We start from the raw sequence: 14813 nt of genomic DNA on the forward strand, positions 1-14813 counted from the left end.
CTCTCTGGCTTAGACGGCCTTGCTGCCGACGTCGGACCGTGCCGCGGTTGGCGCGGCATTGTTGTGCTCGATGGACTTGGCCGGCTCGGGCTTGTCGGCGACCTTGTCGTCGTCCTGCATGCCCTTCTTGAACGCCTTGATGCCCTGCGCCACGTCGCCCATCAGATCCGAAATCTTGCCGCGACCGAACAGCAGCAGGACCACTGCGATCACCAGGACCCAGTGCCAAATGCTGAGTGAACCCATCCTGCAACCCTCCAAACGCGCATGGCCGGGGACCCGGCCGATCTTCACCGAAACCTAGGCTTGGCAGGTGTCAAAAACAAGGACCAAGGCAGCGCCAATTCGCTGTTGGCGCTACGTAATTTTGCTAGTGTTAACTGGTCGCAGGGGGCCCGTAATAGGCCGGGACATCAGTCTTCGCTGCCGCCCTGGCCGCCCTCATTGCCGCCTTCCGGCGGCGTCTCGGGCTCGACAGCAGGCGCCAACGCGAGATCAAGGTCCTCGCCCGGTTCCAACGGATCCTCGTCCTCACGCAAAGTCGGGTCATCCGACGGCGTCGGCACGCTGAATCCGGTCGGCAGGCGCGAATCCAGGAGCCCCGTGCCCTTCAGCTCCTCCAGACCCGGCAGATCGCCGAGCTGTTCCAGAGTGAACTGCGACAGGAAGTCCTCGGTGGTTCCGAAGGTCAAGGGACGGCCCGGCGTCTTGCGACGGCCACGCGGCTTGATCCAGCCGGTTTCCAGCAGCACGTCCAGGGTGCCCTTCGAGGTGATGACGCCGCGAATTTCCTCGATCTCGGCGCGCGTCACCGGCTGGTGATAGGCGATGATCGCCAGCACCTCGATTGCGGCGCGCGACAGGCGGCGGGTCTCGGTGCTCTCGCGGGTCATCAGCCAGGCGAGATCGCCCGCGGTGCGGAAGGTCCATTTGTTGGCGACCCGCACGAGATTCACGCCGCGCAGGGAATAGTCGGCCTGCAACTGCTCGAGCGCGGCCTTCACGTCCACGCCCTCGGGCATGCGCTTGGCCAGCGTCGCGGTATCCAGCGGTTCATTCGAAGCGAACAGCAGCGCTTCCAGCAGCCGCAATTCTTCGGGACGTGCCTGGGACTCGTTCTCCATCGGCTCGGCCTCTTCTACCCGCACTTCAGCCAGGCTTGCCATGGCAGATTCTCCTTGTTGCACTTAAGCGACCGGCGCATCGGGCGCAGGAGCTGCGTCCATGACCGGCTTGGGGCGCCCCTTCCGGAAATAGATGGGCGCAAACGCCTCTTTCTGATTCAGCTCGAGCTGACCTTCGCGCACCAGCTCGAGCGCAGCCGCGAAACTCGAGGCGAGCACCGTCGCGCGCTGCGTCGGATCGGCGACATGCTGAAGCAGAAAATCGTCGAGAACGCCCCAATCGTCTTGCTCGCTGATGCTGCCGACCAGCCGCTCCAGCGTGGCGCGCGCCTCGGCGAGCGACCACACCGTGCGCTTGGCCAGATGCACGCTCGCCAGCACGCGCGACTGGCGCTGCGCGGCATAGGCGGTGAGCAGGTCATAGAGCGTTGCGGTGTATTTCGGATGCTTGATCTCGGCGATCTGCTCGGGCTCACCGCGCGGAAAGATGTCGCGCAGCAATTGCTGCCGATTCATCAGCCGGTTGGCGGCTTCACGAATGGCCTCCAGCCGGCGCAGGCGGTTGGCGAGCGCCGTCGCCATCTGCTCGGCGCTGGGGCCTTCCGCACTCGGCGGCTCCGGCAGCAGCAGGCGCGATTTCAGGAAGGCGAGCCAGGCCGCCATCACGAGATAGTCGGCGGCAAGCTCCAGGCGGATCTTTCGCGCGGCTTCGATGAAGTGGAGATACTGGTCGGCGAGCGCCAGGATCGAGATCTTGGCGAGATCGACCTTCTGCTGCCGCGCCAGCGCGAGCAGCAGGTCGAGCGGACCTTCATAGCCCTCGACGTCCACCACCAAAGCCGGCTCACCCTCGGCGAGCTCTGCGGGCCGCCCGGTTTCAAACGATAGGATTTCTGCGGTCATGCCGATGCCGTGTTTGCCCGTGCGATCAATGCGTCCAGTTCGGCGCGTGCGGCCGCGCGATCGAACGGTTGCGGTCCTTTACGCGCCGCGAGCGCGGCGTTCGCGCGCTCCAGCGCCCTGCCCGCCAGTTCGGGTGTCTGGCCGGCGACCTCACGCATCTCTTCGATGTTGCCGTTGCAATGCAGGGCCATGTCGCAACCAGCCGCAAAAATCGCGCGGGTCCGCTCGGCGATATTGCCCGACAGCGCGTTCATCGACACGTCATCACTCATTAACAAACCCTGGAACCCGATTGTGCCGCGAATCACCTCAGCGATCATTGTCGCAGATGTCGTCGCCGGATGGGCGGGGTCGACCGCGCTAAACACAACATGTGCAGTCATGGCCATCGGCAAATCCGCCAACGGTTTGAATGCCGCGAAGTCGGTGCGATCGAGCTCGTCTCGCGATGTGTCGACCGTCGGCAGCTTGAAATGGGTATCGGCCGTCGCTCGGCCATGGCCGGGGATGTGCTTGAGAACCGGCAGCACGCCACCCTCTTCCAGGCCTTCGGTGACCGCGCGAGCGATCGCGGCGACCTTTCCCGGTTCGGTGCCGTAAGCCCTGTTCCCGATGACGGCGTCGGCGCCAGCCACCGGCACGTCAGCCAGCGGCAAGCAGTCCACGGTAATGCCGAGATCTGCGAGATCGGCCGCGATCAGCCGGGCGCTGAGGCGCGCCGCGGTCAGCCCGAGCGCCGAATCAATATCGTAGAGGCCTGCGAAAATTGCGCCCGGCGGATAGGCCGGCCAATGCGGCGGCCCCAGGCGCTGCACCCGTCCGCCTTCCTGGTCGATCAGGACAGGGGCATCAGGAAAGCCTGCGACCGCCCGCAATTCCGCAACGAGTGCAGCAACTTGAGCCGGCGTCTCGACGTTGCGCTTGAAGAGGATGAAGCCCCATGGGCGTTCGCTGCGGATAAACTCCCGCTCGGCGGCGGTTAGTTCCGTTCCGGAAACGCCGGTAATGAAGGCCCGCGTGCTCATACGGCCGATTAACCCTGACCCGCGAGAGGGTCAAGGAAACGGCCGTTAATTCCTCTGGACGAAGCAGGCAGACAGGCCAGCGGATTTCAAACTGTTGCAGGCCTGGTTCGCCTCTTCGAGCGAGCCGTAGGGCCCAGCGAAGGCGCGGTAGACGATTCCCTTGCCCTTGTCGGTCAGGTCGACCCGCTTGACCACCGGTGCGCGGGAGCCAAGCACGCTGCCGTACTTGCTCTGAAGCACCCGGTAGGAGGCGTGGGCGCTATCCTCGGTCTGCTGCGAGGAGACCTGCACGACGTAGCCGCCGCCACCGCTGCTCGGGGGCGCAATTTGCGTCGGATTGGTCGCAGCCATCCGCTGCGGCGGCTCCGCAGCCGGCGCCGATTGCGGCGACAGCGAGAGCGGCTGATTGGCGCTGGCATTGGCCGAGGTCGGCGGCGTGCGCGGTGCAGCCGGTGCCGCAACGGGCTTCGGGAGAGCTGCCGGCTTCGCGGCCGTGGCGGCTTGCGACGCCGTGGCATCGGTCTGATCGCCCTTCACGGCCACAGTCCTGATCGCGCGTGGCGAATTGTTCGGCAGCGTGCCGTTGCTCGGGATCGGCCCCGCACTCGACGCCGGGATGCTGGACGGCGACACGCTCGCGACCGGTGGCGGGTTCGCGTTCTGGTTCAGCGGAGGGAATACCACGCGGGGACCTCCCGCCTTGGCATTGACGTCGACAGGCGCCTCCTCGCGCGGCACGATCTTCTCGGTGCCATCACCGGTGACCATGCGGTCCGGCACCTTGGCCGAGGAGTCCGACGGCGCCGGCACGATTTTGGTCGGCGTGTTGTCGGCCTTGATGATCGGCGGCTCGCCGCTGCGGGGCGAGCCCACATAGGTCTTGTAGGCGAACGCAGCGCCGGTCCCGACCACGGCAAGCGCCAGGATCGCCGCGACCGTCATCATGCCGCCGCGCTGCTTCTTCGGCTCGTCGAGGTCGGCCTCGGGGTAGTCGCTCTGGAATGCGTAAGGATCGTCGGGATAGGCGGGATCGCGCTGATAGTCCTGCTCGCCCGCCTCCAGCCGTCCGTAGAGCGCATCGTCATAGCGCGCCGGATCGGGCTGCTGATAGGCCTGCTCCTGGTAAGCCTGGTCGTGCTGCTGGTAGGCCTGATCCTGATAGGCAGGAGCTTGATAGACAGGAGCTTGATAGGCCTGATCCGGATAGGCCTGCGGCTGACGAAAATCAGGTTCGGGCTCGGGCGCAGTCGGCTGGGCTGAATAACGATGCAGTGGATGAACCGGGTTTACGGAAGCGGGATAGGCAGGCTCAGATGGCGCCGTCTGCGGCTGCACATTGGCGCGCCGCATCCATGAGGGCGGTCCGGGCGGTGGCGCCTGCTCGGCATAATCCTGCTGGCCATCGTCCTGGCGGTAGTCGTCGTCCTGATAGCTCTGGGCGGGCGCAGGCGGTGCAGGCGGCTGCGCACCCGGCCGCCCTTGCGCTGCGAACGGATCGGTCTGCCCGATCAGGCGGGCAAGTTCGGCCAAGGGATCGCCGCCCCCATGCTGATCGCCACCGCGACCATAGTCATCGGAAGGAAACGGTCTGTCCTGATATCGTTCGGCCATCGTGATGATGCGTCCCTTCGGGAAAGCCGCGCGCCCCTCGACCAAGGCACGGCCTTCGACCCACAAGGCTTTCAACCAAGTCTAAGCGATCCGGCTTCTGCCGGTTACCCCCGAAATCTCTTAAGTAGTTCGCCCCAAACTACCGCATCTCGTCCGGAGCATGGACGCCGAGGATGGCGAGGCCCGATGCCAGGACAGAGACGACGCCCTGGACCATGGCCAGCCGCGCCTTCGTTAGATCTGCATCATTATTGATAATGAAGCGTAAATAGGGCAAATCGCGCCCCTTCGTCCAAAGTGCGTGAAATTCACTCGCTAAGTCATAGAGATAGAAAGCAATTCGGTGCGGCTCGTGGGCGCTTGCCGCCGCTTCCAGCATGCGCGGAAAAATTGCGAGCCGCTTAAGAAGGTCGAGTTCAGCCGGGTCCGACAGCCGTTCCACGGCCGACTCACCGAGCCAGGCGATGCGCTTTTCGGTTTCCTCCGGGAGTTCCGGGAACACCTCGGCCCGGGCGTTGCGGAAGATCGAATGGCCGCGGGCGTGGCCGTACTGGACATAGAACACCGGGTTGTCGCGCGACTGTTCCATGACCTTGGCGAGGTCGAAGTCGAGCACCGCGTCGTTCTTGCGGTAGAGCATCATGAAGCGGACAGCGTCCTGGCCGACTTCATCCACCACCTCACGCAAGGTGACGAAGTCCCCGCTCCGCTTGGACATTTTCACCGGCTCGCCGTTGCGCAGCAATTTCACGAGCTGGACGATCTTGACGTCGAGCGCCCCCTTGCCGGAGGTCGTCGCCTTCACCGCCGCCTGCATGCGCTTGATGTAGCCGCCATGGTCGGCGCCCCAGACGTCGATCATCTCCGCGAAACCACGGTCGAACTTGTTCTTGTGGTAGGCGATGTCGGCGGCGAAGTAGGTGTAGGAATTATCCGACTTGATCAGCGGGCGATCGACGTCGTCGCCATAGGCGGTCGCCTTGAACAGCAACTGCTCGCGATCTTCCCAATCCTCGGCCGGGGCGCCCTTTGGCGGCGGCAGACGGCCCTGGTAGATGTCGCCCTTGGCGCGCAGGAAATCGATGGTCTCGGCGACCTTGTTGTTGCCGGCGTCCTGCAGCGAGCGTTCGGAGAAGAACACATCGTGACGGATGTTGAGCGCGGCGAGATCGTCCTTGATCTCGTCCATCATCATCGCGATGGCCTTGGCTCGCACCGTCGGCAGCCACGCGCCCTCGCTCATTGCGAGGAGCTTGCCGCCGTGCTCCTGCGCCAGCGCTTGCCCGACCGGCTTCAGATAGTCGCCGGGATAGAGGCCTTCCGGGATCGCGCCGATGTCCTCGCCGAGCGCCTCGCGATATCTGAGGAACGCGGAGCGGGCGAGCACGTCTACCTGCGCGCCGGCGTCGTTGATGTAATATTCGCGCGTGACGTCACGGCCCGCGAACTCGAGCAGGCTCGCCAGCGCGTCGCCGAACACGGCGCCGCGGCAATGGCCGACATGCATCGGTCCGGTCGGGTTGGCGGAGACATATTCGACGTTGATCTTGGAGCCGCCGCGGACGCGGCCGTAATCGGCGCCCTCGCGCAGCACGGTCCGTAGCGCCTCGGCCCATGCGGCCGGCTTCAGCGTCAGGTTGATGAAGCCGGGACCGGCGACGTCGACCTTGGCGATCAGGGCATCCGCGCGCAGCCGTTCGGCGATCTGCTCGGCGAGATCGCGCGGCTTTGCCTTTGCCTCTTTCGCAAGCACCATGGCCGCGTTGGTCGCCATGTCGCCGTGGGAGGCATCGCGCGGCGGCTCGACCACCACGCGCGAGAAATCGATGCCCTCGGGCCAGCTGGCTTCCGCCGCGAGCGCGCGGCAGACCGCGTGCACGCGTGCGAGCACGTCGGCGAACAGGTGCAGTGCTGAGGATGTGTCGGGCATGGGCGCCGCCTAACGCAAATCCGGGGTCGAGTCAAAGAGCCGCTGGTGCTCGGTCAGGGCGAAACGGTCGGTCATTCCAGCAATGAAATTCCCGATCCGGCGGGCCCGGTCGCCCTCATTGTCCGCCTCCGCCCCGACCAGCCATTCCGGCGGCAGCTCGCCGGGCGATTTGAGGTATTTCGCGAACAGGTCGAACAGGATCTGTTCGGCCTCGCCCATCACCCGCATGACCCGCTTGTGGCGGTACATGTGCTGATAGAGAAAGCGCTTGATGGCGGCTTCCTGCTCGGCGACCGCGGCGGGGAACGCGATCAATGCCCGGCTCTGCTGGCGGACGTCCTGGGCGGATTGCGGTTTCACGGCGGCGAGGCTCTTCTGCGCCTCGGCGAACACGGCACCGATCAGGTGCGAGATCAGCTCGCGCACCAGCTCGGCGCCGCGCCTGACGTCTTCCAGATCGGGGTAATGCGCCGACGTCTCGGCGATGATCTCCGCGGTCAGGGGCATCACCTTGAGGTCGTCGAGGTGAAACAGGCCGGCGCGCAGACCGTCGTCGATGTCGTGGGCATCATAGGCGATGTCGTCGGCGATCGCGGCAACCTGTGCCTCCAGCGAGGCGAAACTCCACAGTTGGAGATCGTACGTCTTGATGTAGTCGGCGATGCCGACGGGAATGCCGTGCTCGCGATAACGCCCGACCGGCGCACCGCTGCGATCGGTCAGCGGACCGTTGTGCTTGACGATGCCCTCCAGCGACTCCCAGGTCAGGTTGAGTCCGTCGAATTCGGGATAGCGGTGTTCCAACGCAGCAACGACGCGGAGCGTCTGGGCGTTGTGGTCGAAGCCGCCAAAATCCTTCAGGCAGGCGTCCAGCGCCCGCTCGCCGGCGTGCCCGAACGGCGGATGACCGAGGTCGTGGGCGAGCGCGAGGGTTTCCGTGAGGTCCTCGTCCAGCCCGAGCTGCCGCGCCAGCGCCCGGGCGATCTGCGCCACCTCCAGCGAATGGGTCAGCCGGGTGCGGTAGTGGTCGCCTTCGTGGAACACGAACACTTGGGTCTTGTACTTCAGCCGGCGGAACGCGGTGGAATGGATCACCCGGTCGCAATCCCGCCGGAATGGGCTGCGGGTCCGGCTCGGCGGTTCCGCGACCAGCCGGCCGCGACTGCGCTCGGGATCGCAGGCATAGGGCGCGTGGGGGGCAGCCATTCCGACGGACACGGCGAATTTAGTCCCTATCCATTTGATTCTGCGTATTGTGGCACTTAACTATGCCGGACGCGGGATACCAACTGAATTGGGCAAGCGACCTTCAGGTGCCCTTGGTGTGCCCGCGGGGCTATCGGAGACGAACGATGACGACTGACGTGACCATCAGTGACAAGGCCGCACGCCGGATTGGGGAGATCCTCAAGGGCGAAGGGTCTGGCGCGATGCTGCGGATCTCGGTCGAGGGCGGCGGCTGCTCCGGCTTCCAGTACAAGTTCGACATTGACCGTGCCCGCACCGACGACGATCTCGTGATCGAGCAGGACAATGCAGTGGTGCTGGTCGATTCCGCCTCGCAGCCGTTCCTGGCGGGGTCGCAGGTCGATTTCGTCGACGATCTGATCGGCGCCTCGTTCCGCGTCAACAATCCGAACGCCACGGCGTCCTGCGGCTGCGGGACCAGCTTCTCGATCTGACGTCGCCGGCTAAGCGCCGGTGATCAGCCTTTCCTCGTCCGTCCAGTCCGCCTCGACCGGCATCTGCTCTGGCTGAAGCGGTGCCTCCTCCGACACCCATTGGCCGTCCAGCGCGCGCAGCAGCGCCGTCACTAGCGCGGGCTTGCGCAGCGGTTTGGCCAGGAAGTCGGACATCCCCGCCTCGCGACAGATCTTGACGTCCTCGGGAAAGGCATTGGCGGTCAGCGCGACGATCGGCAAGGCCGCGAAGCGTCCGCCCTCGGCGCGGATCGCGCGGGTCGCGGCAAGGCCGTCCATCTCGGGCATGCGGACGTCCATCAGCACGATATCGTAATCGCCTTCGGACACGGCCGCGACGGCCTCGACACCGTCGGTCGCGACGCGCAACTCGACATCGAAGGCACCGAGCATCTTGCTCACGACCATGCGGTTGACGGCGTCGTCCTCGGCGACCAGCACCTTCAGCGGTCGGTCGAGGCCCGCGATGCGCGCCTTGAGATCGTCGGCTTCCTCGCGGCCTGCGTCGTGATCGGACGTTTGCACCTGGCTCCACGGCAGCACCAGCGTAAAGCGGAAGGTCGAGCCTTCGCCCGGCGTCGAGGTGACGCCGATGGTGCCGCCCATCTGCTCGATGATGCGCCGGGAGATCGCAAGCCCAAGCCCGGTGCCGCCGAAGCGGCGGCTGATCGAGGCGTCGGCCTGGGCGAAGTCGGAGAAGAGCTGGCCAAGCTTCTCGGGGGCGATGCCGATGCCGCTGTCGGTCACGCTCCATTCGACGGTGGCGAGCAGATCGCGGCGGGCCTGACAGACGGCCGCGATCGTGACTTCGCCTTCGTCGGTGAACTTCACCGCGTTGGAAGCGAGATTGAGCAGGACCTGGCGGATACGCGCGACATCGCCGCGCAGCGTCGGCGGCAGGTTGGGATCGAGCTCGACCTTGACCGCGAGCCCCTTGCTCTTGGCGCTCGCGCGCACGACGGTCGCCACCGCTTCGACCAGCGCCTGCGGCGCGAAGTCGATCACCTCGAACGCGAAGCGTCCGGCCTCGAGCTTGGAGAGGTCCAGGATGTCGTTGAGGATGCGCTGGAGATTGTCGCCGGACTCGCGGATCGTGGTGACGGCCTCGTGCTGCTCCGGATCGAGTTTTGTCTCCAGCAGCATGCTGGCAAGCCCGAGCACGCCGTTCATCGGCGTGCGGATCTCGTGGCTCATCACCGCCAGGAAATCCGATTTGGCCCGGCTCTCGGCCTCGGCCTTTTCCGCGCGCCAGCGCTCGGTCACGTCGCGGCCGAAGCCGCGATAGCCGAGGAATTGACCGTCGCGGTCGTGGGCCGGCTTCGCAGTGAGCGACCACAGCCGCGCCTCCCCGCCGGCGACCACTTTGAGGTTCATCTCATGCAGCGGTTCGGCGTGCTCCATCAGGCCGACGACGTTGTAGGCCGCACTCTTGTCTTCGGGGCACAGCATGTCGAGCACGTCGGCGAAATGCGCGCCCTTCAGCAGCGGCAGTGGCAGCTGTGCGACGGCGGCGAAGCGCTCGGGCACGTCGACCAGATGCCCTTCGGCATCGGTCTGCCACAGCCAGTCGCTGGCGTTCTCCTGAAAGTCCTTCAGCAACAGCGAAATGATCTCGGTCTGGCGCTCGAGCTCGAGCTGGGCCTTCAGATTGCCGAGGAACAGATTGCCTTGCGAGACGATGTTGCGCGCCATGAAGAACGCGAACAGCAGCAGGAACACCGCGGTCACGAGGTAAGGCCCGGTGCCGCACAACAGCAACGCACCGGCGCAGGCGATCGTCGTCGTCGCGAGATAGACGAGGCCCGCGCGCGGGAAGGTCGAGAGCGTGAAGGCGCCGCCGGACATCATGCCGACCATCAGGCAGGCCAGAATGAGCTGGCTGGTCGGCTCGATGCGGCTGAACAGCGCGACTGGCAGCGTGCCCCAGATCGCGGCGAGGAAAAACGCCTGCCGCAACATCTGCCGCGCCGCGCGGGGCGAGGCTTCCTGGGGCGGGCTCTGGTGGGAGCGCCGCCACGCGCGCACCGCGAGCGAGGCGGCGGTGGCGAGGGTCATGCCCCAGATCGCGAGAAAGTCGTTCCAGCCCCTGCCCCAGAACAGTATCAGCACAACGGCAACGTTGAGCATGGTGACAGCCATCGTCACGGGGATCAGCTGTATCACCGCGTCGATCTGCTTGGCGCGGATGCGGCTCAGTTCGCGCTCGCTGAGACCGGCGGTCAAGCCGTCCTCGATCTCGTAGCCGCCGAGCCAGTACAGGAACGCGCCGATCAACCCGTGGCGGGGCTCGGTTCGCTTCATGGATTTGTCCGGCCATCCCATTCGAAAAACCTTTTCACGATCAATGGCCCAGGCCCGACTTAAGCCGGGTTAATTTTGTGGGAGATTTCGCAGCCTCCTTGACGGGCGCGTTTGCATTTTGTTCTAACCATGACCCCTGCCAGGAGCCCGCCGACATGCCCATCAGAATCGCCACCTGGAACGTGAACTCGGTCCGGCAGCGGATCGACCTGTTGCTGACCTGGCTGAAGGAGTGCCAACCGGACATCGTCTGCCTCCAGGAAATCAAATGTGTCGACGAGGCCTTCCCGCGGCTGGAGATCGAGGCGCTCGGCTACAACGTGGTCACTCATGGGCAGAAGACGTTCAACGGTGTCGCCCTGCTCTCGAAGCTTCGGTTCGACGAGACCAAGTCGGGGCTGGCCGGCGACGACGAGGATGCGCACGCCCGCTTCCTCGAAGGCGTGGTGACGCTCAAGCGCGGAGTGCTGCGTATCGCCTGCCTCTATCTGCCCAACGGCAATCCGGTCGGGACCGAGAAATATCCCTACAAGCTCAAATGGATGTCGCGGCTTCTTGAGTATTCGAAGGAGCGCCTCAAGACCGAGGAGCCGCTGATCCTCGCAGGCGACTTCAACGTCATCCCGCATGCCCGGGACGTCCATAATCCCGCCGCCTGGACCGAGGACGCCCTGTTCAAGGCCGAGACGCGGGAGAGTTTTCAGTCCCTGCTCGGCCTCGGCCTGACCGATGCGCTTCGGGCCGTCACCGACGAGCCCGGGCTCTACACTTTCTGGGATTACCAGGCCGGCGCCTGGCAGAAGAATCACGGCCTGCGGATCGACCATCTGCTGCTGTCGCCACAGGCCAGCGACCGGCTCGCCAATGTCGGTATCGACAGCTATGTGCGCAGCTGGGAGAAGCCGTCGGACCACGTGCCGGTGTGGGCGGATCTCGATCTCGAGGCGGCGTGAGGCCGCCCCGACCCATCACTCCCGGCGGCCTTGCACCCACTGCTCCAGCATTTGCAGGCACATGGCGCGATCGTCGTCGGAGGCCTTTGCGAAGGCGCGGTTGTAGTTTTCCTTGATCCAGGTCTCGTCGCTGCCTGCGCTGTCCCGCGCCAGCGTCAGCCACATCAGGCCGCGCGCGGCCTGCCGCGGCAGGCGGTCGCCGTTGAACAGCATCTGGCCGAGCAGCGCCTGGGCCTCGTGCTGGCCCTTCTGCGCGGCGAGCCCAAGCCAGCGCGCGCCGTAGCGGAAATCCTCGCGCGAAGCGTCCGGTGTCTTCAGGTACAGGCGGGCGAGATCGTATTGCGCATCCGCATTGCCGAAATAGGACGCGGCATAGGAGAACATTTCCCGCGCCCGCTCGTGGTCCGGCTTGACCTTCGAATTCGGGATGCCGCTGAGATAATAGCGGCCGAGCGCCACAAAGGCGTTGGCGACGATCTGCGCCTGCGGCGCGGACGGGCTGTCCTCGGCATGCGCGTTGGCGATGCGGGTGAAATACTCGAACGCGCGCACATCGTCCTGGGCGACGCCGTCGCCATTGGCGTACATGCGGCCGAGCTTCCACTGCGCGATGGGGTGGCCCCCCTCCGCGGCATATTGCAGGGCGCTGAGCGAGGTTTCCTGGGGCACGACTGGCGGTACATTGCGCACCTTGCCTGCTGCGCCCGGCAGGGTCGTGACCACCGGGATGGCCGCATCCTTCTGGCTGACGGGTGCGCCGTCAAAGGCGAGCGCCGGCGCGGCCAGCGCGGTGGCCCCCAACACAAACGCAACGATTGTACGCCTAGATGTCCGCATAGCACTGTTTCTCGTGCGCGCCGCCCGGATGGGTCACTGCCCCACCGACCGCTGGTCCAACCTGCTGAGCATATTTCCAGAGCGCGCCCGTCGTGTGGTTAGTCGCGCGAGCGGTCCATTTGGTCTTGCGCTGGGCAAGCTCTTGGTCGCTCAATTTTACGTTAAGGGTACCGGCGACCGCGTCGATCTCGATGATATCGCCGTCCTCGAGCAGCCCGATCGGGCCGCCGATGGCGGCTTCCGGCCCGACATGGCCGATGCAGAAGCCGCGGGTGGCGCCGGAGAAGCGGCCGTCGGTGATGAGCGCGATCTTGCCGCCCATGCCCTGGCCGGTCAGCGCCGCGGTGGTCTGGAGCATTTCCCGCATGCCGGGACCGCCCTTGGGCCCCTCGTAGCGGATCACGATGACTTCGCCTTCGCGGTAGGTGCGCTTCTGGACGGCCTCGAAAGCATCCTCCTCACGGTCGAAGCACCTGGCCGGACCGGTGAACCTGAGGTTGGACATTCCCGCGACTTTCACGATCGCACCTTCTGGCGCCAAATTGCCCTTCAGACCAACCACACCGCCGGTGACGGTAATGGGCTTGTCTGCCGGGTGCACCACGTCCTGGTGCGGATTCCACTTCACGCTTTTGAGGTTTTCGGCGATCGTTCGACCGGTGACGGTCATGCAGTCACCGTGGAGAAATCCGTTGTCGAGCAGCGTCTTCATCAGAAGCGGTATGCCACCTACTTCAAACATGTCTTTGGCGACATAACGGCCGCCCGGCTTCAAATCCGCGACGTACGGTGTCTTTTTGAAGATTTCGGCGACGTCGAACAAGTCGAACTTGATGCCGCACTCGTGCGCGATCGCCGGCAGGTGCAGTGCAGCATTAGTTGAGCCACCGGACGCGGCGACCACGGCGGCGGCATTCTCCAGCGCCTTGAGGGTGACGATGTCGCGCGGCCGGATGTTTTGAGCGATCAACTCCATGACCTGCTCGCCCGCGGTCATGCAGAAGGCGTCACGAATTTCATAGGGGGCCGGAGCTCCAGCCGAGTACGGCAGCGCCAGCCCGATCGCCTCGGAGACGGTCGCCATCGTGTTGGCGGTGAACTGCGCGCCGCAGGCACCCGCCGAGGGGCACGCCACGCGCTCGATCTCGTCGAGGTCCTCGTCGGACATCGCGCCGACGGAGTGCTTGCCGACGGCTTCGAACATGTCTTGCACGGTGACCTGCTGGCCCCGGAAATTGCCGGGCAGGATCGAGCCGCCATAGATGAAGATCGAGGGCACGTTGAGGCGGACCATCGCCATCATCATCCCCGGCAGCGACTTGTCGCAGCCGGCGAGGCCAACGAGGGCGTCATAGGCGTGACCGCGGATCGTCAATTCGACGGAATCGGCAATGCATTCGCGTGACGGCAGCGAGGAGCGCATGCCGTCATGGCCCATGGCGATGCCGTCGGTCACGGTGATGGTGCAGAATTCCCGTGGCGTGCCGCCGGCGGCTGCCACGCCCTTCTTCACCGCCTGCGCCTGGCGCATCAGGGAGATGTTGCAGGGCGCGGCCTCGTTCCAGCACGAGGCGACGCCGACGAAGGGCTGGTGGATCTGCTCGGTGGTCAGACCCATGGCGTAGAGGTAGGAACGATGGGGCGCGCGCGCAGGGCCTTCCGTCACGTGACGGCTCGGCAGCCTCTTCTTGATGTCGGTCTTCGCGTCCATCGCAAACCAGTTTCCCCGGCCAACCCTTTCAGACCCGAAAAATCAGAGCCAAGATTTGAATCGACCTTTTGGATCGACCTTGGGGATTTCCCGTCGCCTTCGAGGACCACCGACTGCCGCTAAAACATTAGAGTGATTTTATTCATGTTCGGGTGTGGCCAAAAAGCGGCGTTGATGCGAACGGACAGAGATGATGGTTAAATCCGTGGCGGGTGTTGCGCGGACGGCACAATTGTGGCCTGAAGGACACGAGCGCGCTTACTGTGATACCCCTCTTGGGAGGACAATCCACAACTTAAGGTTTTCAGTACGCGTGCGACGCCTCATTTCGGCGCGCTAAGAGGCCCGCCAGGTGAGTCGGCGCCTTCAGCATCGCCCACTGCGTCTCCCACATGCGCTAAGGGCGCTTGACGTTGCTGCGCGCGTCGGCGGCACGAGAGCGAGTGTGGCGCACACTCTCTCCACATCGTCGCAGCGAAGCAATCCAGAATCTTTCCGCGGCGACAGACTGGATTGCTTCGCTGCGCTCGCAATGACGGAGCAAGGGGTAGCCGCATCGCTCTTCCATCTCGCATTTTGAATTGCAGACACGGCTTCGCGTCCTCGCGGCGCGTTTCGCCCGAGCTTTGCCTGGTCACTCCTCCACCCTCTTATCCAAGAGGGCGCAGGGAAGGCCGGGTGCCGGCTGGCACCCGCGGTCCGCTGCGCGAAAAGCACA

At 65.1% G+C, this 14813-nt stretch carries 12 protein-coding genes; 2 read left to right on the forward strand and 10 right to left on the reverse strand.

The features are described from left to right. Positions 1-9 precede the first annotated feature (9 nt). The 7 genes from AC0L27_RS22730 to AC0L27_RS22760 all read right to left on the reverse strand — a co-directional run bounded on the left by AC0L27_RS22730 (position 10) and on the right by AC0L27_RS22760 (position 7811). Positions 10-246: a twin-arginine translocase TatA/TatE family subunit gene (locus tag AC0L27_RS22730; protein WP_007610722.1), complete on the reverse strand. Its 237-nt coding sequence runs from the start codon at positions 244-246 to the stop codon at positions 10-12. A 167-nt stretch (positions 247-413) separates the two neighbouring features. Further along, the gene (scpB, locus tag AC0L27_RS22735; RefSeq protein ID WP_354210093.1) at positions 414-1166 is read right to left on the reverse strand and encodes an SMC-Scp complex subunit ScpB; all 753 of its coding nucleotides are present in this window, start codon (positions 1164-1166) and stop codon (positions 414-416) included. Between the two features lie 21 nt (positions 1167-1187). Then, positions 1188-2027 (reverse strand): segregation and condensation protein A, encoded by an 840-nt coding sequence (locus tag AC0L27_RS22740; RefSeq protein ID WP_007590654.1) that lies wholly within the window; start codon positions 2025-2027, stop codon positions 1188-1190. After that, on the reverse strand, positions 2024-3052 hold the full coding sequence (gene nagZ, locus AC0L27_RS22745; protein WP_354210094.1) for a beta-N-acetylhexosaminidase: 1029 nt from the start codon (positions 3050-3052) through the stop codon (positions 2024-2026). The genes AC0L27_RS22740 and nagZ overlap by 4 nt, the downstream gene beginning before the upstream one ends. 45 nt (positions 3053-3097) lie before the next feature. Continuing rightward, entirely contained in the window at positions 3098-4663 is a 1566-nt protein-coding gene (locus tag AC0L27_RS22750) for an SPOR domain-containing protein (RefSeq protein WP_354210111.1), read from the reverse strand. Between the two features lie 139 nt (positions 4664-4802). Continuing rightward, positions 4803-6593: an arginine--tRNA ligase gene (gene argS, locus AC0L27_RS22755; RefSeq protein WP_354210095.1), complete on the reverse strand. Its 1791-nt coding sequence runs from the start codon at positions 6591-6593 to the stop codon at positions 4803-4805. Between the two features lie 9 nt (positions 6594-6602). After that, positions 6603-7811, reverse strand: a complete 1209-nt coding sequence (locus AC0L27_RS22760; protein ID WP_275171210.1) for a deoxyguanosinetriphosphate triphosphohydrolase — start codon at positions 7809-7811, stop codon at positions 6603-6605. Between the two features lie 134 nt (positions 7812-7945). Between AC0L27_RS22760 and erpA the strand changes: the two genes are divergently transcribed. Continuing rightward, positions 7946-8275, forward strand: a complete 330-nt coding sequence (erpA, locus tag AC0L27_RS22765) for an iron-sulfur cluster insertion protein ErpA (RefSeq protein ID WP_007610737.1) — start codon at positions 7946-7948, stop codon at positions 8273-8275. Positions 8276-8284: 9 nt separating this feature from the next. Here the strand turns inward: erpA and AC0L27_RS22770 are convergent, their stop codons facing one another. Next, entirely contained in the window at positions 8285-10615 is a 2331-nt protein-coding gene (locus AC0L27_RS22770) for a hybrid sensor histidine kinase/response regulator (RefSeq protein WP_473320422.1), read from the reverse strand. 134 nt (positions 10616-10749) lie between these two features. Between AC0L27_RS22770 and xth the strand changes: the two genes are divergently transcribed. Then, a complete protein-coding gene (gene xth, locus AC0L27_RS22775) occupies positions 10750-11547 on the forward strand; it encodes an exodeoxyribonuclease III (RefSeq protein ID WP_354210097.1) in 798 nt (265 codons plus the stop codon). A gap of 15 nt (positions 11548-11562) precedes the next feature. Here the strand turns inward: xth and AC0L27_RS22780 are convergent, their stop codons facing one another. Next, positions 11563-12384, reverse strand: coding sequence for a tetratricopeptide repeat protein (locus AC0L27_RS22780; protein WP_354210098.1), 822 nt, complete (start codon positions 12382-12384; stop codon positions 11563-11565). Next, entirely contained in the window at positions 12371-14095 is a 1725-nt protein-coding gene (ilvD, locus tag AC0L27_RS22785) for a dihydroxy-acid dehydratase (RefSeq protein ID WP_275171213.1), read from the reverse strand. The genes AC0L27_RS22780 and ilvD overlap by 14 nt, the downstream gene beginning before the upstream one ends. Between the last annotated feature and the right edge of the window lie 718 nt (positions 14096-14813).

Source organism: Bradyrhizobium sp. Ken51 (assembly GCF_055807435.1).